This window comes from Delftia sp. GW456-R20, assembly GCF_001622915.1.
Lineage (GTDB): Bacteria > Pseudomonadota > Gammaproteobacteria > Burkholderiales > Burkholderiaceae_C > Comamonas > Comamonas acidovorans.
Genome location: NZ_LWCN01000004.1, coordinates 1448689 through 1473837, shown reverse-complemented (window position 1 = coordinate 1473837; position 25149 = coordinate 1448689). Strand labels below are relative to the sequence as shown.

Below are 25149 nucleotides of genomic sequence, written 5' to 3'. Positions count from 1 at the left end.
TCCCGTGAACATGAAAAACCTCCTCACCCGCCTCAAGACCGCATTCAGCAAGCCCGCCCCCGAGCCCGCTCGCCAACAGGAACACCCGCAAAACCAGCACCAGCAGCACGAACCCCAGTCGGATGCCGCAGAAGACGAAGTACTCATCAACGCCTACTGCACCGTCTGGGACCTTCCCGCGCTTGACTTTCCGCACACGCTGGCCGGGCGCCGCGATCTTTCGGACCCTGAGCTGGCGCCCCATCTTTCCGGCTTTGTCGGCTATGTGCTGGGGCGCGGCGATGGGCAGATGACGCGCAACCGCTACCACGCCATGCGCCACATCCAGCGTGTGCAGCAGCACCTGAGCCTGGGCATTGCGCCGGCCCAGCTCGATGCCTTTGCCGGCTGGGCGCAGCGCGCCAACGCCATCGCATTTCTGGCGGACGGCAGCATTCGCGACCCGCAGGGCCGCATCCTGCTGGCCGCCAACGGCGCCGAGCCCGATGAACAGGCCGCGCTGCCCTATCCGCAGCAGGCCTGGCAGCGCAAGCAGCGCAGCGAGCAGACGCTGGCGCAGCGCGGCTTCACGCCATCGGCCAGCCTGCCGCCGCTGATCTCCGAGCCCGAACTGCGCATGCGCGCGCCCGACGAGATCGCCGCACGCGCCTTCGCCCTGCTGGCCGTGGCCGTGCGCGCCGAATCACTGAACGACGCACGGAACAGTGGCGAACCGCTCACGCCCGACGAGCTGTTCCAGCGCCTGCCGGCCGCCCGGGCCGCGCTCACCCCCAATGAGCGCGAATTCATGGCCACTGCCCGGCCCTCCGAAGAGGCCATCGCCAAGTTCGGCTGGCGCTACGAAGCCGCGTACTTGTTGGAATGGGCGCTGGGCCTGGTCGATACGCTGCCGTTTCCCGATGCCATCTGCGACGTGCCGCTCACCTCGCGCACCCTGCTGCAGGCCGGCGACCTGCAAGGCGCCCTGCATGCCGCACGCATGCGGCCCGACAGCGAAATCCTCGACGCACTGGACCAGCACTACCGCCTGCACTGGATCGTGCGCCAGGCCCAGGTGCAACAGCAGCCCGCGCCAGCCGGGCTGAGCGCCGACGTGCTCATGGAACGCCACCATGCGCTGAACTGGCTGGTGCGCTTCGAGGGCAATGACTGGGATGACGTGGATACGCCGACCTGAGGCGTGCAGCGCAGGGCGCCTGGCTGCCGCGGCCACAGCTCAACCCACGCCCAACTGCTCCAGCGTGATGCACGCCAGCCACCTGCATCCATCTGATGGCCAGGCGGCGTCATCCGAGATACAGCGCCCGGCGGCGTCCATCTGGATGCGGGTGACGTGGCGGTTGGCGCCGGGCCTTGAGCGGCGGGCGGGCATGGCCAGCAAGGCTTCGGGCAGCGGCTGCGCTGGTGGATAGGGTTCGAGGCGCGTGAGATTGTTTGCAGAGCGCAGGCGCAGCGGTGATCGCTCCATGCCGATCACCCAGGTCCAGAAGAGCGCCGGGTAGCGAAACCTGTGACCTGGCATTTCCAGCAGCAGCATGGCGCTGCCGCCCCGCTGCATGGCTTGGGCACAACGCAGCGGAGCGAGGGCGGGGAAATTCTCAAGCTGCGCTTTCCAGCCGGGCAGCAGCAAAGCCAGAACCTGCGCCAGCTCTTGCGGGCCGGGCTGTGGCGTCAACTGCAGCGGCAATTGCACCTGCAGCCATGCCCGTTGCCGCAGCACGGCAGCGCATCGCCGTGCACACCACCAGGCGCCCAGCGGATCGGGCAGGCATTGGGCATCGGGAACCGTGGGCAGTGTGGCCCAGCGCGTCTTGCGCGTCTGTGTACCCACCTCGTAGCGCCATTGCGTATCGAAGCGCAGGCCGGGCATGAAGGTACGAATGGGAGACCTGGGCATGTGCATTGCGGCTGCAGATCCACCACCGTCAGGCCGGTGCGGGCCTGGCTGCAAGCGTGACCGTGCCAAGCCACTGGCATGGGTGCCACGGGCCGCCCGCATCATGCAGGAGGCAGGTCCCGTCGGCTTGCACCTGGATCCGGGTGGCGTACCCGCTGGACCAGGGCAGGGTCGAGCCAAAGGGCAGGGCAAGCAAAGCCTTGGGAGGCGCCATGGCCTGCGCACCCGGTGACGGCAACGTGTCGGACGCAACGCAATCGTCGGTGCACGACAACGGCAGCTCCGGCTCGTACCCCACCACCCAGGCCCAGAAAATGCCCGGCTTGGGCCCTTCGCATTCCGGTGACTCCAGCATCAGCAAGGCACTGCCTCCCTGCTCGACTGCCTGGGCGCACAGCAAGGGCGTCCGGGCGCATTCATCAGGTGCCTGCACGTCCCAATCGGGCAGCAGCACATCAAGGATCTGCGCCAGCTCCTCCACGCCGGGAAGCGGGGGCAGGTGAACGGGCAGCCGCAGGAACAACCAGTGGTGCTGCTCCAGAACCACGGCGCACCGGCGAACGCACCACCAGGTGCCATAAGGGTCGGCCGGGCCAGCAAGGTCGGAGGCCATCGGCAGCTGTGTCCAACTGGTCTTGCCGGCTTCCGCACGCCTTCTGTATTGCCAGTGATCATCAAAGAGCAGGCCGCTGATGAGGCGTTGACCGGGACTACTTGGCTCCAGCGGAATTTCCCGCTCGTACTGCTCTGGCGTGAGATTGGAGTTCTGCATTTCTTCGGGTCAGGAAAAGCCGGTCAGGAGAAGCCGCCGTTGATGGCAATGTCGTTGCTCGGTGGCTCCAGCGTGATGGCCGCTGTGCAGCGGTACCGGCTTGCGCGCGCATCCAGGCCATCCACATCACACAGCCCTTCGCCATCCACCGTCACCCTCAAGGCGTGATTCCATGCCAGGGGCGAGCCGAAGGGCCAGATCAGCAGCGCGCCAGGGCGCCCGGGCATGTCAAAGGCTGAAATGCGCTTGGCACGCTGGAATCTCTCGTGCATTTCCACGCCGATCACCCAGGCCCAGAAAACGGCTTGCACGCCATCGCTCGAATCCTCGGTCTGCAGTTGCAGCAAAGAGCAGCCACCGGCAAGCAGCGCATCGGTGCTGCGCAGCAGCGGCGCCTGTGTCGAGGGCTCATCCAGCACCTTCACGTTCCAGCCCGCAAGCATTGCGCCCAGGGCCAGCGCCACGTCGCCACATTCCGGCTGCGCAGGCAGGCCCGAGGGCAGATGCGCGGAACGCCAGGGCCTGCGATTGAGCACTGCAACGCACTGGCGCACGCACCACCAGGCCCGCTGTGGATCTGCTGCAGCCATGCCGCCTGCCCGGGTTGCCGGCAGTCGTGCCCAATAGGCTCGGCCTGAAGGCGTGAGCGCCGAGTAAGTCCACAGTCCGTCAAAGCGAAGCCCTCGGGTGAAGCGGTGGGTGAGGTGCGTGGTCTCAGCCATTTGGGACCTTGTCTTGGTGGACTTCAACACGGTGCGTGCCCTGTCAATGGCCCTGCATTGCCGCGCTGCGCGGGCGACAACGTGATTGCGGCCAGGCAGCGGCACTCGCGCCACTGCCCGTCAATGCCATCCACATCGCAATGCCCGTCGCGGTTCACCTGCACCCGCGCCGCATAGCCGCAGGCCCAGGGCATGCTCCAGCCAAAGGGAATGGTCAGCAGCGCGGCAGGGCGGGGCGCACGGCATGAGGGCCATGGCTTCACCGGCGCGGGCAGCATTCTCTGATGCATCTCCACACCAATCACCCAGGCCCAGAACGTGCTCTGCGGGCGCCGGTTCAGCGCCTCTGACTGCAGTTGCAGCACGGCCCCGCCGCCCGCCAGCAGCGCCCGGGTGCAGGACTGCAGCGGACTGTACCCGGCCCCTGCGCTGAGCTGCACCTGCCAACGCGGCATCAGCGCGTGCAGAGCCAGCGCCACATCTTCCGGCCCCGGCCGCAAGGGCATGCCTGGCGGCAGATGCACCGACTGCCACATCTCCCGCCGCAGCACGGCAGCGCAGCGCCGCACACACCACCAGGCGCCATGCGGATCGGCCCCGCCCGCATCCGGCTGCCCCAGCGGCAGCCGCGACCAACAGGCCCGGCCCGACGGCGCGCGGGCGGCGTACTTCCAGCGCGCAGCGAAGTGCAGGCCGGGAGTGAAGTGGTGGGTGATGTGCATGGATTCCAAAGTTGCGGCCAATTGCGATGGCTGATGAATTGGTAGATTTCTTAAATTAATACAGCAATGCTTTATTAAATCAAGTATTGGTTTGTATCAATTGTCAAAAGCAGAATCCAGCAATGCTTGAGAAAACAGCGGAGCTGATGCGGGTCAGATTGGGGGCAGCGTTCGCCCGGTGGCAGCCTGCGGATGGCAAGAAAACCAAGAAACGCCTCGCGGAGCTGTGCGAGAAGGAGTTGGGCGTCAAGTGCACTCCCCAAGGCGTCAATGGCTGGTTCAAGACGGGCCGCATGGACAAGATGTGGCTTCCCGTGGTCGGAAGAATCCTGAACGTAGACCTGCTTTTGGACGTTGATGTGTCCGCAGATGGTCCAGCCTCGGCCGTTGGGCGCGCCTTTCCCCTGAGCTTTACGGGTCCGTCCCGCCGACGCAGGATTCGCCTCGTGGAGTTCGGGGACGACAGTCCCTCACAGGGGGCTTTCTTCCTTCAACTCGACGGCGACTCCATGTTCCCCGAGTTCCACGAAGGTGACCGTGTGCTGATCGACCCTGCCGTCACGCCGCGGCCCGGCGACTATGTGGCCGCCAAGTCCGGAAAGAATGAAACTCTGTTTCGCAAGTACCGGCTGCTCGGCCACGATGACAGCGGCGAGGAGGTTTTCGAGCTGATGCCGCTCAACCAGGACCATCCGGTTATGCGCAGTGACAACTACGAGCTTTCCGTGATCGGAACCTTGTTGGAGTTGCGGCGGAAGTTTCCGCGCGATTGAGCAGGGGATCTGCTGGCATGCGCAGTTTCGTGAACGCCACCTTGGCCAGCAATGCAGCACTGATGATCAGGGGCACCGCAATAGGGCGCCTGCGCAGTGACATGAAGGATGCAGGATTCAACATCGGGCAGGGCACTTTGCAGCGCATCGTTGCCGGGGAAACCGGCGTGCGGATGGAGTCACTGCAGAAGTTTTCCGATTACTTCAGCGTGGACATCGATACCTTGCTGCGTGGGCGTGGGGGGGAAGGTAAGGCTCGTCTCATTTCTCGCATCGATGCAGGTCTCGCGTCCGAACGCTCTTGGAAAAACAGTCATGTTGGATAGGTAAATATTACTTACTAGGTGTTAATCTGTCTGTTAGGCGTGCTTAATATAGTGATTCTTAGAAATAATGGGTGATGCAATTGCTGGCACGAAATTTTGTGAGGCATATTTGATATGTTAATGTTAACCTCCGTTTTGTGAATAATATTTCTAATAATATTATGAATCATAAAAATATCTAGCAATAAAATAGCAAGAAAAATCGGAAAATAGCTTCCAAGCTAGGAGCGATGGGATGGTTTCTGCGCATCCTTGCGATAAGCCTTCTTAAAATAGAAGAATATTAACTTGATTTTGAGAAGTTCAAAAAGTTTTTCGTCTAATAGTTGATTTTTGATTTTTGTAAACCTGAGATTTTGAGTCTATTTCCTGGGAGTAGGCTAATTCTTCAATCATTCTTGCAATAGATAGTAAGTTCTCTCGCTGCTGTTCTCGAATTTGGCGTTCTCGCGTTAACCGATCTTGTTCATTATTTTCTGGCCGTGCGCTACGCCCTGAAAATCTAAAAATTCCTACTATTAGTGGAACTAATTCGATCTTAATTTCTCCGGCATGCTCTAAATATCTGCTCAACTGCTCAAGCCCCAAACGTGAGAGTACTTGCAGTTCTGAGTATGATAAGTCGCCTTGTGGATAATCTTCCAACCCAGAAGGCTGAGAAATCAGTCTTTCCAAACGTAAGCTTAATGAAGTCTGAGTCGTAAGTACCGAGTGCGGTCGTGCAAGCGCAGCGAGCGCGGCATACCAAAATACCGCACTAGGATCTTTATGCGATAGCATAATTTCTATATGATCCAGCGTTCCTGGGGAAATCTGGGTGGCCATCAAAGCTGTAACAAATGGACTGGCTCCGGATTTAATTGCTTTTTGGAATATTTGGCTCCTTTCTTCTCTGGTGGTTTTCGCAATACTAGCGAGTGTCGTTGCTTCAATAAATGGTGCGGCGAGTTTTTTCCAAGATAATTCTTGACGTTCTTTGGAGTTATCCATTAACGCTCGGCAGAATTCTGTTTCTAACGATAAATCTTTATTTTCACCGAGTAGTAATTCAGACAGTGTATGTATAACGGGAAGCATTGCTCCCACCATTATGCCCAATCTCGCGATTCTTGATGGATCAGTAGTCATTTTATAAACATCAATCCAGGCGTCTACCATTTTTCCGAATTGAGTTATAGGTATTTTGGATGCTACAGCCTTTGCCCAAGTGAAAGAGAGCGTGCGTTTGCAAATGGCGGGGCTCAAGCTAGTGAGTTGAATCTGTCCATCCGCCAAAAAAAGAGCCTCTGCATATGAGAGTGCTAAGAGCGGTTCAAGTCCTATTTGAGAAAAATCCAGAGATAGGGAGTCTCCGTACTGCAGAAATTCTTTTTTTCCTATTATGCGGCAAAAAGCGGTGAAAGGAGACGGTGCCTGTGGTATGGAGTTTACCAGAGCTAGAAGATTGCTGATATCAGAATCCCTGGCTACCGCAAGACATGGAAGAGATGAGTGCTCCGAGGGATTTTCTTTCCAGCCGACAAGCAATAATTCTCCTAATTCAAACTCACGAGAAAATGAAGGTTCCTTTTTGAGTGATTTCTTTAAGCGATTGCTCAACGACAAGGAAAATATTTCAACAAACTCTTTGCGATTTACGGTGCTATACCACATAGTTATTCCTTGCCAAAAAGGCGAGATTTAGAAATGGGCGCTGGAGACGGATTGCATACTGTTCTCAGTGCTGCGTCTAGATATCCAGGTAGAGTTTTTTGATGATAAACTGTAAGGGCTGTTTTTGCTCTAGTAACGCCGGTAAAGCTCAAACGCCGTTGAGCAGGCCCAGTTTTGGAAACATGGTCCATACCTATTAGATGAACGGCGCGGAACTCCAGACCTTTGCCAGAACTGATTGTACTGAGCCAAATCGGCTTATCTGGATCGAAATCATTACTGTGGCACAGAGTGAATTGATTGGATAAAGCAGATTGGGATAGGTGGGCGGCAATCTCATTAAGCTCTTCGTTTCTCACCGCAAGAATTCCGATTAACTCTCTCGGATATGCTACAAGTTGATTTTCTATTTGTTCAATAGCTTTATTTGCTTGCTCAATTGTGGTGATCCCACCGTTTACCCGCACGTTTGATGGATATGCTACCTCATCATAGTTGCTATGTTTAACGAGCGAAACATGATCATTTTTTCCAACCATGATTCCGTCCGCGACGCGGCACACGTCTAGACAGTTGCGGTAGTGCAGCTTCAGCGTGTAGATGTTTTTTATGCATTGGCTTAGTACATCTGCCGAATCTGGGACATCAAAAATCTTTTGTCGGATATCGGCTGATGCAATTAATATTTTAGCTAAATGCCGGAACGCTAGAATTTCATCGGGGAGTAATCCTGAGCCTCATCTAAAACAATGGCTTCATATACCGCGCCAATTTTTCCGCTTTCAATCAGATTCATCATGGCTTCTGATAAAGCAAGGCGAACCTCCTTGGGTTTTAGACCATTGGTGTTCGGTGCACACCCGTGCTCTCTAAGCAAGTTAATAAAAAGACTGCTGTGGGTAATAATGCGATCAGTTGGAAATTTATATTGGGCGCCGCCAACTTTGATAAATTTCTTCAGCACTGACCCATAAACTACTATCTGTAGATTTGGGCACGGACCAAGGAATAAATAATTTGCCCTAAGTAAAATTAGGTTTGTCTTGCCACTTCCCGGTGGACCTATAATCAAGAGATCTTGATCAAGTGGTAAATCAAGTATATTGGATTGCTCGCCTGTAAGGTCGGTTGGGTCTTTCCACCAAGTATCAGACATTTTTCTCCCTTCTTAAATTATGCCAAGTCTAGGAGGCATGAATTCTGTAACCCATTCTTGCTCTGTTTGTCTAGCTCAACGTAGGCGGCTTCTAATGTCTTTATGAGATAAGCCTCTAGCACTTTCCCGCTAAGGAGTTCATCGACTGTTCCAGTATTTATTTTTTTGAAATCGACTGGTGTATCAATGATTTCATGTGGAGAGATAACCGAGGCAATACTTTTTCTGTAAATAACATCTATTTCGCTATTGTCCAGTATCTCTATTTTTATAAATACAAAAAGATGTGCGTCTAGGCCTAATTCCTGATTTTTATCAAATTGAAGATTGATGGTGAAATAATTGGCATCGTTGTCTCTTTCTGATGTGGTAGCTTTGGGGGGAAGCAGCCTAGAGAATTTATCAGAATAGATAGACGGCTTTCCATGCGATTGCAAAAAGCATCTAGATGCAATTTCTTCAGACGAGCAGTCTCCGCCGGGCTGGTGCTGCTTTGATCTTGATGATTTTGAGCATATTTTTGGCGATTTTTTATTTTGGCTAGAATGTCGAAGACTTCAACGGATGATTCTTCCTTCACGGCGAAGTCAGTCCATTTTACCAATTCAAGTCTGGTCTTCGGATTTTTGTGTAAGCAGTGGCGACATAAAGGAATTAAAGATGGATCATCACCCCAGATTATCGGGGTCTCATGTAAAACGGCCTCGACAAGTAACGTGAATGGTTCGCTAAATTCTTTGAACAAAGGCTCTTTGGTTAAAAGATCATGCAGTACCGCTCCGATTTGATATATTGTTACGGCCTGCCATCCTTCTAAGGTAGGCTCCTCTTTGCGTCGTAGGAATTCAGGTGAGCTATAGCGAAGCGTTCCGATGAAATGGCGTTGATCAGCATCAGTAAGATCTGAAACTCCAAATGGACGTAAAACGCCGAGATCTAATAGCTTTATGACTTTAAGGTCTTCGCTAATTGCTATGTTCTCGGGTTTAATATCCCTATGTGCTAGATTCCGTTCCTCCAAGAACATGGCTGCAGATGCCAGCTGGGAGATTAAACGACTTATACTATTTGTGGAGATTTCGCCCAGTCGTTCTTGAAGGTTGCTCCATGGAAGGTACTCCATTGCGACATATAGATGATTTGTAAGCTTGCACTCTCCACCACCTAAAATTTTGACTAGATTTGGATGATTTTCACCTACTAAAGTGCATTCTCGTGCGATTCGTTCGAGCTGTGCGTCTCGTCCAAAGCGTTCAATAAGTTCAGGATGAAAAACTTTGATGGCTGCGATTTCACTACCACGGGAGCCGCGAACAACTACTGCTGATTTCCCATGGTTAATGGGACTGTCAATTTTCCATCCATCGACTATATTTCCCATAAGAGAATCAGTGAGTTGTCTCGCTTGAGTTGAATCCATGGTAGTTCCTTTTTTTGCCTTTGCCTGCTGCTTCGCGTCACTTTAGTGCATAGAAGTTGACCAAGCCTGATGGAGATGCCACTTTTGGCCGCCGACTTTCCAGACTATAGCTGCAGAAGGAAGTTTCGTGAAAAATTCAAGGATTCGGTTGGCGTGCATGGATGCCTGGGTTTCGTTGAATCAACAGTCTGATGTGGTTCGCCAAGGATAGCTAGTCGCCTTCTGCTCATGGCTGAACTGCGCCTATCAAGCTAACATCAAAGGACTCCCAGCTAGCATGGCCAACAGGGAGCATGCCTATTTCGTTCGGTCCATTCTTCCTGGCGACCACGCGAACTTGGCTTGTAACAACGCCACCCCTGAGATAGCCCCCTGATTCCCCGGCCCCGTCCTATCGCTTATCTTTGCAGATAGGAACAGGACTGTGCATATGACTAGGCATACGGAGTCAATAGGGGTAGTCGTGCAGGACCAGCGCCGCAGGCGCTGGTCCTGCACCCACGCAATGCGCGCCAGCTTGTTGGCCAAGGGCTGCCAGGTGAGCCGGTACGCGAGATGCTCATCGAGGCCGTCGAACGCCGATTCGGCTCGGTCGAAGCGGTTCCGCAGAGCCAGGAATTGGAGTTCCTCTGTGACAACGGAGGCGCCTACATCGCTGCCGAAACGAGGGCACTGGCGCGCGCGCTGGGCCTGAAGCCCATCAACACGCCCGTCTGCAGCCCGCAGAGCAACGGCATGGCCGAGAGCTTCCTCAACACCTTCAAGCGCGACTATGTGGCGCGCATGGACCGGAGTGACGCGCAGACGGTACTGGCGCAACTGCCAGCGGCCTTCGAGCACTTCAACGAGGTGCATCCGCATTCTTCGCTGAAAATGCGTTCGCCTCGGGAGTTCAGGCGGCAACAGGCTGCAGGGACTGACCAGACGCTTTATTGCGAATAGGGCGGGGTCGGGAATACGGGGGCAACATCAAGTGCGCCACCCTGACTGCGCTCTCACGGACCTCGGGCGAGAACTTGCTCGACTTCTTCATGGCTTCATCTTCTCAAGAGTTGAAGCCTCCTCAAAAACCGAGGTAATTCATCGCCCCCGGCATGCTGTACCGCGAGCAAATCCAGGTATTCTGTGTCCGCTTGGCGGCGAGGCTTGGGAGAACACAGTGGAAGATAAAGAAACGAAGAAGCGGATTGACTTTAAGCCTGGAGTTCGGGACTTGTTGTACCGACAAGCAGGTGGGAGATGCTCGATACCTCGGTGTTCGAACCCGACTATGGGGCCGTACTATGCCGACGACGGTGCGGTGAACATGGGTGTAGCAGCGCACATACACAGCGCCGCCGAAGATGGCCCTCGTGGCTGGGGTGGCAATGATGAAGGTTTCATCAGCAGTGAGTTGAATGGATTGTGGTGTTGTCAGTACCACTCAGTCCTGATCGACAAGAATAAAGGCCGCGACTATCCGGCCGCGATGCTGTTCGCTTGGAAGGCGCTTGCGGAGGCGCGCGTCCGAAAACAGATGAACGATATTCCGTCGCCCTTAGGGTGGGTTAGCTCGATCGAATTTGAAGTGTTCCCAAAGCGTTTGGCGCTTTCTAAGATAGAACTTAGCCGTTCCACGCTGATTTCGGCAAAGAACGGTGCTGGCAAGTCAGTCCTGATGCAAATCGCTGCATCGATAACAGACGCTCGGCATGCCGAACGATTTATTTCCAGTAGCGGGCTACCTGCAGCAGACGGGACACAGAAGTGCAGTTTCTCTGCACTAGTGACCTACACCACCGTTGATGCCTTAGGCAAAGTGTTGAAGTTGGAAATAACTGAGGGCGTCTTAAGCCGATGGGACGGCATGCAACTGTGTCTTCTTCCCCCAGGCGACCTCGAGGTTATCTACTGCTTTGAGGAGGTCCGTAAGAAGCTGGATGAGGAGGATGACGTGGACTTCCTCATGCGTGTGCTAAATCTCGACAAAAGTGCACTCATCGCACTGTCGCGTACAAGCAAAGGCGTTCTCATGCCAGGCGAGTTCACGTTCTCGCAAGCCGACGACGATTCCGATGATGAGGCAGAAGAGCCAACGGCCAAGAAGGTCAAAACCGACGGTCGACCATATATGGAAATCACGTTCAAGAAGCTTGGTCACGATTTTTCCGTTTCGTACGGTGGACTATCTGGATCGGAACAAGTACGACTCTTGCTCGACCTGTTCATAGCAAAGGCACGGGAAGTATCCAAACAACGCCTTACTCTCTTCATGGCAGAGGATCTGCCGGCTTCTCTGGATGAGGGTAATTTCGCAAAACTGCTCTCCGCTCTAGCGAACGAACCCTTCCAGTCATTGCTATCGCTGCCTCCTGGGCAGGAGAAAGCAGTTCTAGATTTGAGTAGCGGAGCCGCCCAGATGAGGGAAGCGGACTATCTGAGAGGGTGGACGTTAGTGACACCCGCCGATGCCGGTTCATAAAGGATAGATGCACTTCGCGTTACACCCGAATTTCGAGTGAAGCCCGAACAGCCGTGCGGTACGGGCGCGTAGTTTTGAACAATCTCACGTACCCGACCGTGTGTGTTGCTCCCAGAGCGGTTGAGTTGGCAATGGGGCGAGTGCTCGCAGCTCCCCTCAGAAGCTATGCATCAACCCCGCAGTCACCCCCGTAGCCACATCCTTGTTCTGCCCGCCCTGAAACCCTCCACTCCAGTGCGTGCGGTCCAGTTCCGCATACAGCTTGCTGCGGCGTGACAGCTTGTATTCCGCAAACAGCAGGGCGCGGGTGTAGCCGTCTGCGGCGCGGCCGCTGCGTTCGCGTTCCACGCGGTACAGGGCGGCGGTCAGGTCCAGCGTGCTGCGGGCGGACCAGGTGGCGCCCAGCGAGTGCACGCGCTGCACGGTGCGGCTGGTGGTGGCGTTGGTCTGGCCGTCGCTGCGCGCGGTGTTCAGCGCAAGGCGCAGGTTGTCCCATTTGTAGCTGGCGCCCAGGGTGGCGGCTTTCAGTTCCCACTGGTCTGCGGTCTTGAAGCGCTGGTAGGCGCCGGAGACGGTCCATGTCTGCGTGCCATAGGCCAGGCCTGCGCCGGCCGATGAGCGGGCGGAGCCGCCTTGCGCCGTCTCGCCAAAGCTGTACATGGCGCGGGCGGTGAGGCCACCGAAGCGGCCGGTGTACTTGACCGAGTTGTCCAGCCGGTAGGAGCCCGTGGTGGCGCCCGCGCTGCCGTATTCCACGCCCAGGCCGTGGCTGCTCAGGGCCGCTGTGGCGATGTTGGGGTTGAAGGCGGCGAAGCGCATGCCCACGGGGTCCACGGGGCTGATTGCATCTGCCAGCAGGTTGGTCTGGCGGCCGGCCGTGACCTGGCCCCAGCCGCCGCCCAGGCCCACGATGGCCGCGCGGTCGAAGAATTTGCTGGAGTTGGCGGTGGTGCCGGTGTCCAGGTTCAGGCCGGTTTCCAGGTTGAACAGGGCGTACATGCCGCCGCCCAGGTCTTCGCGGCTGCGAAACCCGAAGCGGCTGGTGGTGTTGACGCCGCTGGACAGCGCGGCGCCCGAGGTGTTGCTGGCCGCGTTGGCAGCGGTGAGGCCGCTGGTGTAGCGCACGCCGGTATCGGCAATGCCGTAGAGCGTGATGCTGGATTGCGCAAGGGCCGACAGCGGTGCGGCGGCGAGGGTGATCAGCACCAGGGTTTTGGTGTTCATGGGTGTGGCGAGGGTGTGGCGTGGGTGACAGGGCGGGGCAGCGGCATGCCGCAGCAGTGCCGTTGCAATGCCGCTGAATGGAGGTCGAACCGGGGAGGGGTGAAGGCCCCCTCTATGTCGAGGGCCTTGAGGGCCTTGAGGGCCCAGGGGCCTGCCGTCAGGGCTTGGCCGCCGGCTCCATGCCCGTGCTGCGCACGATGGGTGCGGCGGCGGGGGCCGCCAGGAAGCGGATCAGGTGGCGCGCCGTGTCAAGGTTCTTGGCGCCGGTGGCCACGCCAGCGGAGAAGAAGACGCGCTGCTGCACTTCATCGGGCAGGGGGCCGACGAATTCCAGTTCCTTGAACGGCAGCAGTTCGCTGACCTGCTGGAAGCCGATGTCCGCATCGCCACGCAGCACCACGGCGCCCACGCGCTCGCTGAGGATGCGGGTGGCCTTGCCCTTCATCTGCTCGGCCACGCCCAGGCGGGGGAACAGTTCGTTGGCCAGATAGGTGCCGCTGGCGCTGGCCGAGTAGGCAATGGTCTTGGCATCCAGCAGGGTCTGCTTGAGCGCGTCCACGGTGCTGATGTCGGGCTTGGGCGTGCCCTTGCGCACGCTCATGCCGATCATGGAGCGCGCCAGGTCCACGCGGCTGCCCGCTTCCACCTTGCCTTGGGCGGCCAGATTGTCCAAGGCTCCATCCGCGAGGATGACGATATCGAACTGCTCGCCCCGCGCCAGGCGGCTGGGAATGGAGTCCTGCGCATTGCCCATGGAGGCGCCGCGCGAGGTGACGACCTTGTGGCCCGTGGCCTGCTCGTACAGGGGTATCAGCTGGTCGTAGGCGGCAGAGAAGCCGCCCGAGGTGACCACGCGGATTTCATCTGCGGCGGCGGTGGAAGGCGTGGCAGCGCCCAGGGCCAGGCCCAGGCCCAGGCCCAGGCTGAGGGCGCCGCCCAGCAGCGCGCCCAGGGTGCGGCGGCGCAGGGTGGATGGCACGGAGGACTGCAGGGGGGTGGAACGGATGGCGGTCATGGTTTGTCTCCTGGTTTTTTATGGTTGGGGAACGGCTAACGGCTGCCGAGGGAATCAATCGGCGGTGATTTTTCGCTCGCGGATGATGCGGCCCCACTTGGCGTGCTCGGCGGCGATGAACTGGCCCAGTTCCTCGCGGGTGCCCGGGGCGGCGGTCTGGCCGTGCTTGAGCAGGTTGTCGCGCACTTCGGGGGTGTTCAGCACCTTGACCAGCTCTGTGTTCCAGCGGTCCAGCAAGGGCTTGGGCGTCTTGGCGGATGCCACGAAGGCGTACCAGTTGGTGGCGTTGAAGCCGGGGAAGCTCTCGGCCACGGTGGGCACGTTGGGCAGGTAGGCCGGGCGCGTGAGGCCCGTGGTGGCCAGCGGAATGAGCTTGCCCGATTCGATGTGGGGCAGGGCCGTGGGCGGGGCCGCGTAGAAGGAGGTCACGCGGTTGCCCAGCACGTCCTGCAGGGCGGGCGCGCCGCCCTTGTAGGGCACGTGCAGGGTGTCGATCTTGGCGACATCGTTGAGCAGTTCACCGGCCAGGTGCGATGCGGAGCCGGGGCCGGTGGAGGCGAAGTCCAGCTTGCCGGGTTCGCGCTTGGCCTTGGCCACGTATTCGCCCAGGGTCTTGATGCCCGTGGCGGCAGGCACGACGAGCACGTTGGGAAAGTTCACGCCCATGGTGATGGGGGCCAGGTCCTTGAGGGGGTCGTAGCCGATCTTCATGAAGTGCGGCGCGATGGCCAGCGGGCCGATGGAGCCGAAGAGCAGCACCGAGCCGTCGGACGGGCCATTGGCCACCTGCGTGTGGGCCAGGTTGCCGCCTGCGCCGGGCTTGTTTTCCACGACCACGCTCTGGCCGATGTTCTCGCCCAGCTTCTTGGCGATGATGCGCGCGGCAATGTCGGCCGAGCCGCCTGCGGCGAAGCCGACCACCATGACCACGGGTTTCTTGGGGGGGAAGTCCTGGGCCTGGGCGGTGCCCACGGCCAGGGAAAGAAGGGCGGCCAGGGCGCCGCCTGCGATCAGTCTGCGTTGGTGCATGTCGTCTCCGTTTGTTGGTCTTGCCTGCCCTCAGGGGGCAGCGTTATCAAGGGCGCCATCCTATGCAGCGGGTGTTATTCTGTGAATTGCAACTTTTGGAAGGACTGTTGCGTGCAGCGCATCAAATTCGACATGGGGGAATTGATCGCCTTCGTGACCACGGCCGAGAAGGCCAGCTTTCGCCTGGCCGCGGAAGCGCTTTTCCTGTCGCCGCCTGCCTTGAGCCGGCGGGTGGAGCGCCTGGAGTCCGTGCTGGGCGCGCGGCTGCTGGAGCGCACCACGCGGCGTGTGGAACTGACCGAGGTGGGCCATGAATTCCTGCAGGAGGCACGCAGGGCCCTGGCCGGCCTGGACGAGGCCGTGCAGCGCGTGGATGACCAGCTGAAGCTGCGCCGTGGCCGGGTGACGGTTGCCTGCGTGCCTTCGGTGGCCACCAATCTGCTGCCGCCCGTGCTGAAGACCTTTGCCGTGGAGCAGCCCGATGTGCAGGTGCACGTCATCGACGAGAGCGCGCAGCAGGTGGTGGAGGCCGTGCTGCGCGGGGATGCGGACTTTGGCCTGAGCTTCACGGGCAGCCAGGAGCCGTCGCTGCGATTTGAGGCGCTCACGCGCGAGCGCTATGTGCTGGCCATGCCGCGCAGCCACGCCTGGGCCGGGCGCAGCCAGGTGGAGTGGGCCGAGCTGGCGGGCAAGCGCCTGGTCTCCGTCTCCCACAAGAGCGGCAACCGGCTGCTGCTAGACCAGGTGATGGCCGGCCTGCCCGAGCAGCCCGTGGCCTGGCACGAGTGCAACCACGTCACAGGCGCCCTGGCCCTGGTGGAAGCCGGCCTGGGCCTGGCTGCCGTGCCCCAGCTCGCCCTGCGCCAGGACCACGCCCAGGTCTGCGGCGTACCCCTGACCGCGCCCGATGTGTGGCGCACGCTGGGCCTGCTGCAAAGGCGTGACCGCGTGCTGGGGCCTGTGGCGCAGGCGTTGCGGGAGTGCCTGGTGCAGGCACACATCCTTCAAGGCTGAGCTGCAGCACGCTTTGCATATGCGGCATATGCGGCATATCGGGCCTGCAATGCCGGCTCGTTCCTCGCTTCATTTGGCTGAATCAAGGGCGGCAAGCGCCTGTATGCCGGGATTTGCTGCGCCTATGGTGCTGGCCGTGGCAATTTTTTGCACTTTGGCGCATGAGATTTGACTGTTGGCGCAACGGCATCGCGTGCGGCCCCTGCAAACGCCCACATAACCTGAAAAATCCACAGGCGAGGCGTACGCCGGTCTACCGCGCACAGTTGCCACTCCCATGGCAATTGCGCAAGCCCGGTGCGCCGCGTTTTCGCACGCAGGCCAGGGACTTTCTCTTCAGCAACAGCCCGTCATTGGAAATAGCCACCGAAGGCAAGCCAGGCAGCGCTTTTTTTCGAGATTGCACCAATGACAACACTGCCATGAGCGAATTCACAGACAGCTCCCGTCCTTATATCGACTACACCAAGGCCTTCAACCGGCAAATGGCCAATGCCATGAGCAGCCGACAGGCAGATGTACTGGTGCTCACGCCCCAGGAGTACGTAGGCATCCTGCAGGACAAGGCCCGCCGCGACCCGCGGCTGGCCGAGCGGTTGCATGGCATCCTGGCCCAGAGTGCACTGGGGCGGTACTGGCGCCAGACAGTCAGCCCCGGTGCCGAAAAGCCCGTAACCCTTCCTGCGGCATTGGCTGCAACCGACAGCTATCTGATCGCCAAGACACTGATCGCACTGGGTATTGCCGGGGCAGGTACCTACATCAAGACAACGTCCAAGGGCCCCTACATCATCATCAAAGGTCGAGCAGGCTTTCGGCATCAGTTGCTGCAGGGCACACGCTTTTTGGCCACGCACCCACGCATGATCCAGATGGGCCTGGGAATGCGTGGCCTGCAGAACGTGGCCAAGGGCGGCTTCATCCTGAGCATCGTTGTTTCCACTGCCGTCGAGACGCTGGACTTCATCTTCAATGACGAGAAGACCATGCATGATCTGGTGGGCGGGATTGGGGTGGAAGCGGTGAAGGCAGGGCTGGCGACCTCGATAGGACTTATAGCTGGATTCATGGTGCCGATAGTCACGGCTGTCGCAGTTGCTCCTTTGTTTACCATGGCTGTGGTTGTATTTGTTTCTGGAATTGCCTTGAATATGATGGACAGGAAATTCAAAATAAAGGAGAGAGTTGTTGATTCCCTGAAAAGTATTCCTGGGGGAACCGATGTCGGGCTGTATTTGTTGAAATCCGATGAGTGCAAGCCGCTCGGAGCGCCTGACTTAAATTTGAACATGGTTTCTTATAGAATCAAATGAATGATAAAAAATGCATGATTTAAAAAGAATTCGTGGGATGATCATTTGGGTAATACCGTTTTGCATCGGTCTCTTGTTGATGGGGTTGTGGGTTTTGGATGTTGGTTTGATTTCTGCAATAGAGGAAATTTCGGAGAGATCGGCGATGGTAAGAATAACTCCCGGAGCACCTCTGTCAATTTACATCATCATCATTTCAATCATTGTGGCTATTGGTTCAGTGCTTAAAGCCATTCCATGCGGTGCTTCGGTGGCGAAAATTATTGACCGCATTTTTTGCATGAGCAATATATTTGGAGCCTCCTTGATTGCTGTTTGTATTTTTGTGGTTACTCCGCTGCAATACTACGCTATGCCAAAAATGGGTTATGTGCGTTGCAATATTTTGGAAGATCACCCCAATATGTATTTCACTGATTGGGTCAAAAAACCAGAATGGTGCGTGCGTGGAAAAAGTAGGGAGTGGGTCAGGGAGCAGGCCGCGGTTGGCAGATAAGAAGAGGCTCTGAGCAAGCATTCAGTACTGGCCCCAGCAAGACGGGTGCGCTGGAGGCCTATGGCAAGCAGACCCAGGCCGGGTTGCTGATGGGACTGGAGTACGCCACGGGCGGCAGCATGGGAAGCTGGTGGTGATCGAGAAGGACGACCAGAGCAAGCTCGACTTGGGCAAGAGCCTGCTGGCCACGGCGTATTCCGATGACAAGGCCGATGGGTAAGAGGGGCGGGATCACGCCTGATCATGAGTGTGGCTCATGCATCTGTGAATTAAAACCATTTTACTTCATCGATTTGCATCCATACCATTCGCTCCCATTGTTCGTTTGCATTTGGGAAGCAGTCATGGTCAACACCACACCCTCGGATCGCATGGATGCCAGAGCCGGCTCTTGCGCTGAACTTGGCCATCTCGCGTGAAAGCAGCCATGTCACGTCCGCTCCGTCTGGTCGCCGTTTCCGGTGGACTGCAACGCCCCTCCAAATCTGCCGCCCTGGCAGAGCATCTTTCTGATCTGATCGCCGACGAAGTTCCGTGCGAACAGCGCCTGGTGGAGCTGGGCCAGCTTGCGCCGCAGCTTGCCGGCGCGGTGTGGCGCTCGCAGTTGCCCGAGATGGTGGCGCGTGAGCTTGCGGCGGTGGAGCAGGCGGATGTGCTGGTGGTGGCCACACCGGTCTTTCGTGGCGCCTACACCGGGCTGTTCAAGCACTTCTTCGACTTCGTCCACCAGGACGCCTTGATCGACAAGCCCGTGCTGCTGGCTGCCACCGGTGGCAGCGAGCGCCATGCGCTGGTGATCGACCACCAGCTGCGGCCGCTGTTCAGCTTCTTCCAGGCGCGCACGCTGCCGCTGGGCGTCTACGCGACCGACAAGGATTTCGTGGACTACCGCCTGCACGACGAGACCCTGATACAGCGGGCCGCACTGGCGGTGCAACGGGCATTGCCGCTGGTCGAGCTGATGCATCGCGCCAGGCCCTGCCTGGCCGAGGAAATGGCTGCGGCCTGAGTCAACCCACTTTTTTATTTCTAAATCAGGTCATTGGATCACCATGAACGCAGAACTGCACTTCAGCCTCAAGAGCATCCGTTTCGATGAGAACTATCACCCATCGGACAGCACGCGCATTACCACCAACTTTGCCAATCTGGCCCGGGGAACGAGCCGGCAACAGAACCTGCGCCATACGCTGAGGATGATTGACAACCGCTTCAATGACCTGGCGCATTGGGACAATCCGACGGGAGACCGCTATTCAGTCGAGCTGGACATCATCTCCGTGGAGATGGGCATGGGCGCGGAGATGGGAAGTGGTGTATTTCCGTTGATCGAGATATTGAAGACCAGCATTCTCGACAGAAAATCGAACAAGCGCATAGCCGGCATTGCAGGGAACAATTTCTCATCCTACGTGCGTGACTATGACTTCAGCGTTCTGCTGCCGGAGTACAACATCAACCGCCAGGAGTTCAGCACGCCGGACGATTTTGGCGACCTGCATGGCAAGCTGTTCAAGCAATTCGCCCGTTCGAGCACGTACAGGGAGCACTTCAACAAGCCCCCCGTCATCTGCATCAGCGCCTCTACCAGCAAGACCTATCAGCGCACCGGAAACCAGCATCCCGTACTGGGTGCCGAGTATCAGCAAAATGAGTTGTCATCTACGGACCGGTATTTCGGGAAGATGGGAATGCAGGTTCGATTCTTCATGCCGCCCAATAGCGTGGCACCCCTGGCTTTCTATTTTCAGGGCGACCTGCTGGCCGACTACACGAATCTTGAGTTGATCGGCACCATCAGCACCATGGAAACCTTCCAGAAGATTTATCGCCCCGAGATCTACAACGCCAATTGCGCGGCAGGAAAAATCTATCAGCCGAGCCTGAAGAACCATGATTACTCGTTGACGCAGATTGTCTATGACCGCGAAGAGCGCAGCCAGCTGGCTGTCAAGCAGGGCAGGTTTGCGCAGGAGCATTTCATCAAGCCGTACAGGAATGTTCTTGAGCAATGGGCAGCCGATTGCGCGCTCTGACCGGCTAGACAGACAGACAGACCATTTTTCATTGATTGCACAGCGGCTTGGGACAACGGTCCTGAAGTACGCTGGCACCACCCCTTTTTGCCTTGAAGGAATTCTCCGATGTTTGAAACCTCTATCGCCGGCAGCCTGCCCAAGCCAGCCTGGCTGGCCGAAACCAACAAGCTCTGGCCCCAGTGGCGGGCCGAGGGCGATGCGCTTCGCCAGGCCAAGGCCGATGCAACCCTGCTGTGGATCAAGGCCCAGGAAGATGCAGGCCTGGACATCGTGTGCGACGGCGAGCAGTCGCGCCAGCATTTCGTGCATGGCTTTCTGGAGCAGGTGGAGGGCATCGACTTCGACAACAAGGTGAAGATGGGCATCCGCGACAACCGCTACGACGCGATGGTGCCGCAGGTGGTTGCCGCCCTGCGCCTGAAGGGCCGCGTGCATGCCTTCGAGGCGCAGCTGGCGCGTGCGCACACCAGGAAGAAGCTGAAGTTCACGCTGCCCGGCCCGATGACCATCGTCGATACCGTGGCGGACCGCTTCTATGGCGACAAGGTCAAGATGGCCTTCGCCTTTGCCGAGCTGCTCAACCAGGAGGCCCTGGCGCTGCAGGCCGACGGCGTGGACATCATCCAGTTCGACGAGCCCGCCTTCAATGTCTACATGAAGGATGCCGCCGACTGGGGCGTGCAGGCGCTGGAGCGCGCAGCGCAGGGCCTGACCTGCACGACGGCCGTGCATATCTGCTACGGCTACGGGATCAAGGCCAATACGGACTGGAAGAGCACGCTGGGCGAGGAATGGCGCCAGTACGAGACGGTGTTTCCCGCGCTGGCCAGGAGCCGCATCGACCAGGTGAGCCTGGAATGCATCCACTCCCACGTGCCGCCCGACCTGATGAGGCTGCTGGCCGGCAAGGACGTGATGGTCGGCGTGATCGATGTGGCCAGCGACGTGGTGGAGACACCCGAGGAAGTGGCGGACACCATCGGCCGGGCACTGGAGTTCGTGCCGAAGGAGCGGCTGTTCCCCTGCACGAATTGCGGCCTGGCGCCCATGGGCCGGGACGTGGCGTGGCGCAAGCTGAAGGCGCTGGCAGAAGGCACGAAGCTGGCAAAGGAGCGGCTCGCCAAGGCCTGATGCCCTGCGTGGCCAAGCGCAGGGGCAGAACCCTGGGGTGCAAGGGGGGCCAGGGGTTCATGGTTTGCCCTGTATCGGATTCAGGCAACTGTCTGAAGTCAAGACACTGAATCTGTTCAATATTCGGGCATTCGCTGCCCGTGCTCTGCCAGTGCCCGCCATTGCGCCTGCTTGGCCCGCCTGGGCCTGCCTGGCACAAAGCATGCATGGTCCCTCCCCACAAAAGCAGCGGGCGCCAGCCCAGCCGCCAACCCAAGGAGACAAACCATGCAACGCCGCCCCTTCCTGCATTCCGCCCTCGCACTCTCCGCCATGGCCACCATGGTCGCTGCGGCTCCTGCCGCCATGGCCCAGCAGGGCGAGATCCGCATTGCCCACGTCTACAGCAAGACCGGCGCGCTGGAGGCCTATGGCAAGCAGACCCAGGCGGGGCTGCTGATGGGGCTGGAGTACGCCACGGGCGGCAGCATGGCGGTGAATGGCAAAAAGCTGGTGGTGATCGAGAAGGACGACCAGGGCAAGCCCGACCTGGGCAAGAGCCTGCTGGCCACGGCGTATTCCGATGACAAGGCCGATCTGGCCGTGGGGCCCACGTCGTCCGGCGTGGCGCTGGCCATGCTGCCGGTGGCCGAGGAGTACAAGAAGATTTTGCTGGTGGAGCCGGCCGTGGCCGATTCGATCACGGGCGACAAGTGGAACAAGTACATCTTCCGCACGGGCCGCAACTCCAGCCAGGACGCCATCAGCAATGCCGTGGCCATCGACAAGGCGGGCGTGACGATTGCCACGCTGGCCCAGGACAACGCCTTCGGCCGCGACGGGGTGAAGGCCTTCAAGGATTCCATCAAGAAGGGCAAGCTGGCGCATGAGGAGTACCTGCCCGCGGCCACCACGGATTTCACGGCAGGGGCGCAGCGGCTGATCGACAAGCTCAAGGACCAGCCGGGCAGGAAGATCATCTGGATCGTGTGGGCCGGGGCGGGCAATCCGTTCAAGATCGCGGACATGGATCTCAAGCGCTACGGGATCGAGATCGCCACGGGCGGCAACATCCTGCCCGCCATGGCGGCCTACAAGAATCTGCCGGGCATGGAAGGCGCCACGTACTACTACTACGGCATTCCCAAGAACCCGGTGAACGAGGCGCTGGTGTCCATGCACTACAAGCAGTACAAGACGCCGCCGGATTTCTTCACGGCGGGCGGTTTCTCTGCGGCCATGGCCATCGTGACGGCGCTCAAGAAGACAGGTGGAGACACCAAGACCAACACGCTGATCAAGGCCATGGAGGGCATGAGCTTCGACACGCCCAAGGGCCAGATGACCTTCCGCAAGGAAGACCACCAGGCCCTGCAGAGCATGTACCACTTCAAGATCCGCGTGGACCCGGCGCTGGCCTGGGGCGTGCCCGAGCTGGTGCGCGAGATCAAGCCCGAGGAGATGCAGGTTCCCATCCGCAACGGCCGCTGAGCAATGTTGCGCACAGAGGATCTGACCATCCGCTTCGGGGGCCATGTGGCCGTCAACGGCGTGAGCTGCGCTTTCGAGCCGGGCACGCTGACGGCCATCGTGGGTCCCAACGGGGCGGGCAAGACCACGTATTTCAACCTGATCTCGGGGCAGCTCAAGGCCACTGCCGGGCGCGTGCTGCTGGGCAGTCGCGAGCTGACGGGGCTGGCCCCTTCGGCGCGCACGCGCGCCGGGCTGGGGCGGGCGTTCCAGCTCACCAATCTGTTCCCGCACCTGAGCGTGCTGGAGAACGTGCGCCTGGCCGTGCAGGCGCGCGACGAGGGGCCGCACCGGCGCGGCCTGAACCTGTGGAGCATCTGGAGCGACCACCGCGCGCTCACGCAGCGGGCGCTGTACATCCTCGACCAGGTGGCCCTGTCCGCCCGGCGCGACGAGGCCGTGGCCGCGCTGCCGCATGGCGACCAGCGCAAGCTGGAGGTGGCCTTGCTGATGGCGCTGGAACCCCAGGTCTATATGTTCGACGAGCCCACGGCTGGCATGAGCCATGACGAGGCGCCGGTGATCCTGGACCTGATACGCAAGCTCAAGCAGGACCGCAGCAAGATCATCCTGCTGGTGGAGCACAAGATGGATGTGGTGCGCGAGCTGGCCGACCGCATCATCGTGCTGACCAATGGCACGCTGGTGGCCGATGGGCCGCCGGCCGAAGTCATTGCCTCGCCTGTGGTGCAGCAGGCCTACCTGGGTGTGGTGCCGGAGCAGGGCGCCGTGAAGGAGGCCGCATGACGCTCGACCACAGTTCCCACTCCAACCTGCTTGAGCTGTCGGGCGTGCACACACATATCGGGGCCTATCACATCCTGCATGGCGTGGACCTGGCCGTGCCGCGCGGGCAGCTGACCATGCTGCTGGGGCGCAACGGCGCGGGCAAGACGACCACGCTGCGCACCATCATGGGCCTGTGGCGGGCCAGCCAGGGACGCATCGCCTTTGGCGGGGCCGACATCACGGCCCTGCCCACGCCGGCGATCGCGCGGCTGAACATTGCCTATGTGCCCGAGAACATGGGCATCTTCGCGGACCTGACGGTGCAGGAAAACCTGCTGCTGGCCGCGCGCGGCGCCTCGCGCGCCGACCGCATGGACGCGCAGCGGCTGCAGTGGATCTTCGGCATGTTCCCGGCCGTGGAGAAGTTCTGGAACCACCCGGCCGGCAAGCTGTCGGGCGGGCAAAAGCAGATGGTGGCGGTGGCGCGCGCCATCGTGGAGCCGCGTGATCTGCTGATCGTGGACGAGCCCAGCAAGGGCCTGGCACCGGCCATCATCGAGAACATGATCGCGGCCTTCGCGCAGCTCAAGGCGGGCGGCACGACGATTGTGCTGGTGGAGCAGAACCTGGGCTTTGCGCGCCGCCTGGGCGACCGCGTGGCGGTGATGGACAACGGCCGCGTGGTGCACGCGGGCGGCATGGCCGAGTTCTCGGCAGACGCGGCGTTGCAGCAGTCGCTGCTGGGGCTTTCGCTATGAACAAGCTGAACAAGCTGGATGTGGATTTCAAGCCGCTGCTGCTGGTGCCGGTGCTGGCCCTGGTGGCGCTGCCGCTGGTGGGCTCGGCCTCGACCTGGCTGACGCTGACGGTGGCGGGGCTGGCCATGGGGATGATCGTGTTCATCATCGCCTCGGGGCTGACGCTGGTGTTCGGGCTGATGGACGTGCTGAACTTCGGCCACGGCGTGTTCATCGCGCTGGGTGCCTTCGTGGCCACCAGCGTGCTGGGTGCCATGGGCGACTGGACGGGGTCCGAGCAGCTGTGGCGCAACCTGCTGGCCGTGCTGCCGGCCATGGTGGTGGCCATGCTGGTGGCGGGCGCCATCGGGCTGGCGTTCGAGCGCTTCATCGTGCGGCCCGTGTACGGCCAGCATCTCAAGCAGATCCTGATCACCATGGGCGGCATGATCATCGGCGAGGAACTGATCAAGCTCATCTGGGGCCCGCAGCAGATTCCGCTGCCGCTGCCCCAGGGCATGAAGGGAGCCTGGCTGCTGGGCGATGCCGCCGTGGAAAAGTACCGCGTGGTGGCCGTGCTGGTGGGGCTGGCGGTGTTTGCGCTGCTGGCCTGGACGCTGTCGCGCACCAAGATCGGCCTGCTGATCCGCGCGGGCGTGCAGGACCGCGAGATGGTGGAGGCCCTGGGCTACCGCGTGCGCCGCCTGTTCGTGGGCGTGTTCGTGGCGGGCTCGGCCCTGGCCGGGCTGGGCGGGGTGATGTGGGGCATGTACCAGCAGAGCGTGGTGCCTCAGATGGGGGCGCAGGTGAATGTGCTGATCTTCATCGTGATCATCATCGGCGGGCTGGGCAGCACGGGCGGGGCGCTGATCGGCGCGCTGCTGGTGGGGCTGATGGCCAACTACACGGGGTTCCTGGTGCCCAAGGTGGCGCTGTTTTCCAACATTGCTTTGATGGTGGCCATCCTGCTGTGGCGCCCGCAGGGCGTCTATCCCGTGGCGAACCGCTGAA

Annotated in this window: 25 protein-coding genes and 2 pseudogenes; 16 read left to right on the top strand and 11 right to left on the bottom strand. The window is 59.5% G+C overall.

Features of this window, described 5'->3' with window-relative positions; genetic code table 11:
* The first annotated feature begins 10 nt into the window (after nucleotides 1–10).
* Entirely contained in the window at nucleotides 11–1177 is a 1167-nt protein-coding gene (locus A4F85_RS12015) for a DUF4272 domain-containing protein (protein WP_063326705.1), read from the top strand.
* Nucleotides 1178–1216: 39 nt separating this feature from the next.
* On the opposite strand, the gene A4F85_RS12010 is transcribed toward A4F85_RS12015, so the two are convergent.
* The 4 genes from A4F85_RS12010 to A4F85_RS11995 all read right to left on the bottom strand — a co-directional run bounded on the left by A4F85_RS12010 (nucleotide 1217) and on the right by A4F85_RS11995 (nucleotide 4113).
* Nucleotides 1217–1897: a hypothetical protein gene (locus tag A4F85_RS12010; RefSeq protein WP_231890534.1), complete on the bottom strand. Its 681-nt coding sequence runs from the start codon at nucleotides 1895–1897 to the stop codon at nucleotides 1217–1219.
* 28 nt (nucleotides 1898–1925) lie between these two features.
* The gene (locus tag A4F85_RS12005) at nucleotides 1926–2669 is read right to left on the bottom strand and encodes a hypothetical protein (protein WP_063326703.1); all 744 of its coding nucleotides are present in this window, start codon (nucleotides 2667–2669) and stop codon (nucleotides 1926–1928) included.
* 23 nt (nucleotides 2670–2692) lie between these two features.
* Entirely contained in the window at nucleotides 2693–3259 is a 567-nt protein-coding gene (locus A4F85_RS12000) for a hypothetical protein (RefSeq protein WP_231890533.1), read from the bottom strand.
* A gap of 155 nt (nucleotides 3260–3414) precedes the next feature.
* Nucleotides 3415–4113: a hypothetical protein gene (locus A4F85_RS11995; protein WP_063327967.1), complete on the bottom strand. Its 699-nt coding sequence runs from the start codon at nucleotides 4111–4113 to the stop codon at nucleotides 3415–3417.
* 122 nt (nucleotides 4114–4235) lie between these two features.
* Here A4F85_RS11995 and A4F85_RS11990 point away from each other — a divergent pair, with 122 nt between their 5' ends.
* Nucleotides 4236–4886 carry a S24 family peptidase gene (locus tag A4F85_RS11990; RefSeq protein WP_063326701.1) on the top strand — a complete coding sequence of 217 codons (651 nt, stop codon included), beginning with the start codon at nucleotides 4236–4238 and terminating at the stop codon, nucleotides 4884–4886.
* A gap of 17 nt (nucleotides 4887–4903) precedes the next feature.
* Complete coding sequence (locus A4F85_RS11985) at nucleotides 4904–5212, top strand: hypothetical protein (RefSeq protein ID WP_231890532.1); 309 nt, start codon at nucleotides 4904–4906, stop codon at nucleotides 5210–5212.
* 303 nt (nucleotides 5213–5515) lie between these two features.
* On the opposite strand, the gene A4F85_RS30565 is transcribed toward A4F85_RS11985, so the two are convergent.
* The 4 genes from A4F85_RS30565 to A4F85_RS29615 form a co-directional block, all read right to left on the bottom strand.
* Nucleotides 5516–6865: a hypothetical protein gene (locus A4F85_RS30565; protein WP_156517011.1), complete on the bottom strand. Its 1350-nt coding sequence runs from the start codon at nucleotides 6863–6865 to the stop codon at nucleotides 5516–5518.
* Between the two features lie 2 nt (nucleotides 6866–6867).
* The gene (locus A4F85_RS29620; protein WP_082848192.1) at nucleotides 6868–7404 is read right to left on the bottom strand and encodes an ATP-binding domain-containing protein; all 537 of its coding nucleotides are present in this window, start codon (nucleotides 7402–7404) and stop codon (nucleotides 6868–6870) included.
* 167 nt (nucleotides 7405–7571) lie between these two features.
* Nucleotides 7572–8021, bottom strand: coding sequence for a hypothetical protein (locus tag A4F85_RS30560; RefSeq protein ID WP_156517010.1), 450 nt, complete (start codon nucleotides 8019–8021; stop codon nucleotides 7572–7574).
* Nucleotides 8022–8319: 298 nt separating this feature from the next.
* Entirely contained in the window at nucleotides 8320–9441 is a 1122-nt protein-coding gene (locus A4F85_RS29615; protein ID WP_082848191.1) for a serine/threonine-protein kinase, read from the bottom strand.
* A 522-nt stretch (nucleotides 9442–9963) separates the two neighbouring features.
* Here A4F85_RS29615 and A4F85_RS11980 point away from each other — a divergent pair.
* A pseudogene (locus A4F85_RS11980) lies at nucleotides 9964–10383 on the top strand (integrase core domain-containing protein); the annotation flags it as partial.
* A 328-nt stretch (nucleotides 10384–10711) separates the two neighbouring features.
* Nucleotides 10712–11902, top strand: a complete 1191-nt coding sequence (locus tag A4F85_RS30555) for a hypothetical protein (protein WP_156517009.1) — start codon at nucleotides 10712–10714, stop codon at nucleotides 11900–11902.
* 156 nt (nucleotides 11903–12058) lie between these two features.
* Here the strand turns inward: A4F85_RS30555 and A4F85_RS11970 are convergent, their stop codons facing one another.
* The 3 genes from A4F85_RS11970 to A4F85_RS11960 form a co-directional block, all read right to left on the bottom strand.
* Nucleotides 12059–13126, bottom strand: a complete 1068-nt coding sequence (locus tag A4F85_RS11970; RefSeq protein WP_063326699.1) for a porin — start codon at nucleotides 13124–13126, stop codon at nucleotides 12059–12061.
* Nucleotides 13127–13283: 157 nt separating this feature from the next.
* Nucleotides 13284–14141, bottom strand: a complete 858-nt coding sequence (locus A4F85_RS11965; RefSeq protein WP_063326698.1) for a substrate-binding domain-containing protein — start codon at nucleotides 14139–14141, stop codon at nucleotides 13284–13286.
* 54 nt (nucleotides 14142–14195) lie between these two features.
* Nucleotides 14196–15170 (bottom strand): Bug family tripartite tricarboxylate transporter substrate binding protein, encoded by a 975-nt coding sequence (locus A4F85_RS11960; RefSeq protein WP_034391632.1) that lies wholly within the window; start codon nucleotides 15168–15170, stop codon nucleotides 14196–14198.
* A gap of 111 nt (nucleotides 15171–15281) precedes the next feature.
* On the opposite strand from A4F85_RS11960, the gene A4F85_RS11955 reads away from it, so the two are divergent.
* The 11 genes and pseudogenes from A4F85_RS11955 to A4F85_RS11915 all read left to right on the top strand — a co-directional run bounded on the left by A4F85_RS11955 (nucleotide 15282) and on the right by A4F85_RS11915 (nucleotide 25148).
* Entirely contained in the window at nucleotides 15282–16184 is a 903-nt protein-coding gene (locus A4F85_RS11955; protein WP_063326697.1) for a LysR family transcriptional regulator, read from the top strand.
* 422 nt (nucleotides 16185–16606) lie between these two features.
* A complete protein-coding gene (locus tag A4F85_RS11950; RefSeq protein WP_156517008.1) occupies nucleotides 16607–17497 on the top strand; it encodes a hypothetical protein in 891 nt (296 codons plus the stop codon).
* 10 nt (nucleotides 17498–17507) lie between these two features.
* Nucleotides 17508–17993, top strand: a complete 486-nt coding sequence (locus A4F85_RS31130; RefSeq protein ID WP_231890531.1) for a hypothetical protein — start codon at nucleotides 17508–17510, stop codon at nucleotides 17991–17993.
* Nucleotides 17994–18028: 35 nt separating this feature from the next.
* Nucleotides 18029–18207, top strand: a pseudogene (locus tag A4F85_RS29605) (ABC transporter permease); the annotation flags it as partial.
* A 213-nt stretch (nucleotides 18208–18420) separates the two neighbouring features.
* Nucleotides 18421–19002 (top strand): FMN reductase, encoded by a 582-nt coding sequence (gene msuE, locus A4F85_RS11945; protein WP_063326696.1) that lies wholly within the window; start codon nucleotides 18421–18423, stop codon nucleotides 19000–19002.
* A 43-nt stretch (nucleotides 19003–19045) separates the two neighbouring features.
* A complete protein-coding gene (locus A4F85_RS11940) occupies nucleotides 19046–20029 on the top strand; it encodes a DUF1852 domain-containing protein (protein ID WP_063326695.1) in 984 nt (327 codons plus the stop codon).
* Between the two features lie 108 nt (nucleotides 20030–20137).
* Nucleotides 20138–21163 carry a methionine synthase gene (locus tag A4F85_RS11935; protein ID WP_013803331.1) on the top strand — a complete coding sequence of 342 codons (1026 nt, stop codon included), beginning with the start codon at nucleotides 20138–20140 and terminating at the stop codon, nucleotides 21161–21163.
* Between the two features lie 267 nt (nucleotides 21164–21430).
* The gene (locus tag A4F85_RS11930) at nucleotides 21431–22633 is read left to right on the top strand and encodes a substrate-binding domain-containing protein (RefSeq protein WP_063326694.1); all 1203 of its coding nucleotides are present in this window, start codon (nucleotides 21431–21433) and stop codon (nucleotides 22631–22633) included.
* A gap of 3 nt (nucleotides 22634–22636) precedes the next feature.
* Entirely contained in the window at nucleotides 22637–23419 is a 783-nt protein-coding gene (locus A4F85_RS11925) for an ABC transporter ATP-binding protein (RefSeq protein ID WP_063326693.1), read from the top strand.
* Entirely contained in the window at nucleotides 23416–24159 is a 744-nt protein-coding gene (locus tag A4F85_RS11920; RefSeq protein WP_043823826.1) for a branched-chain amino acid ABC transporter ATP-binding protein, read from the top strand. The genes A4F85_RS11925 and A4F85_RS11920 overlap by 4 nt, the downstream gene beginning before the upstream one ends.
* The gene (locus A4F85_RS11915) at nucleotides 24156–25148 is read left to right on the top strand and encodes a branched-chain amino acid ABC transporter permease (protein ID WP_016454052.1); all 993 of its coding nucleotides are present in this window, start codon (nucleotides 24156–24158) and stop codon (nucleotides 25146–25148) included. Before A4F85_RS11920 ends, A4F85_RS11915 begins: the two co-directional genes overlap by 4 nt.
* Nucleotide 25149 lies beyond the last annotated feature (1 nt).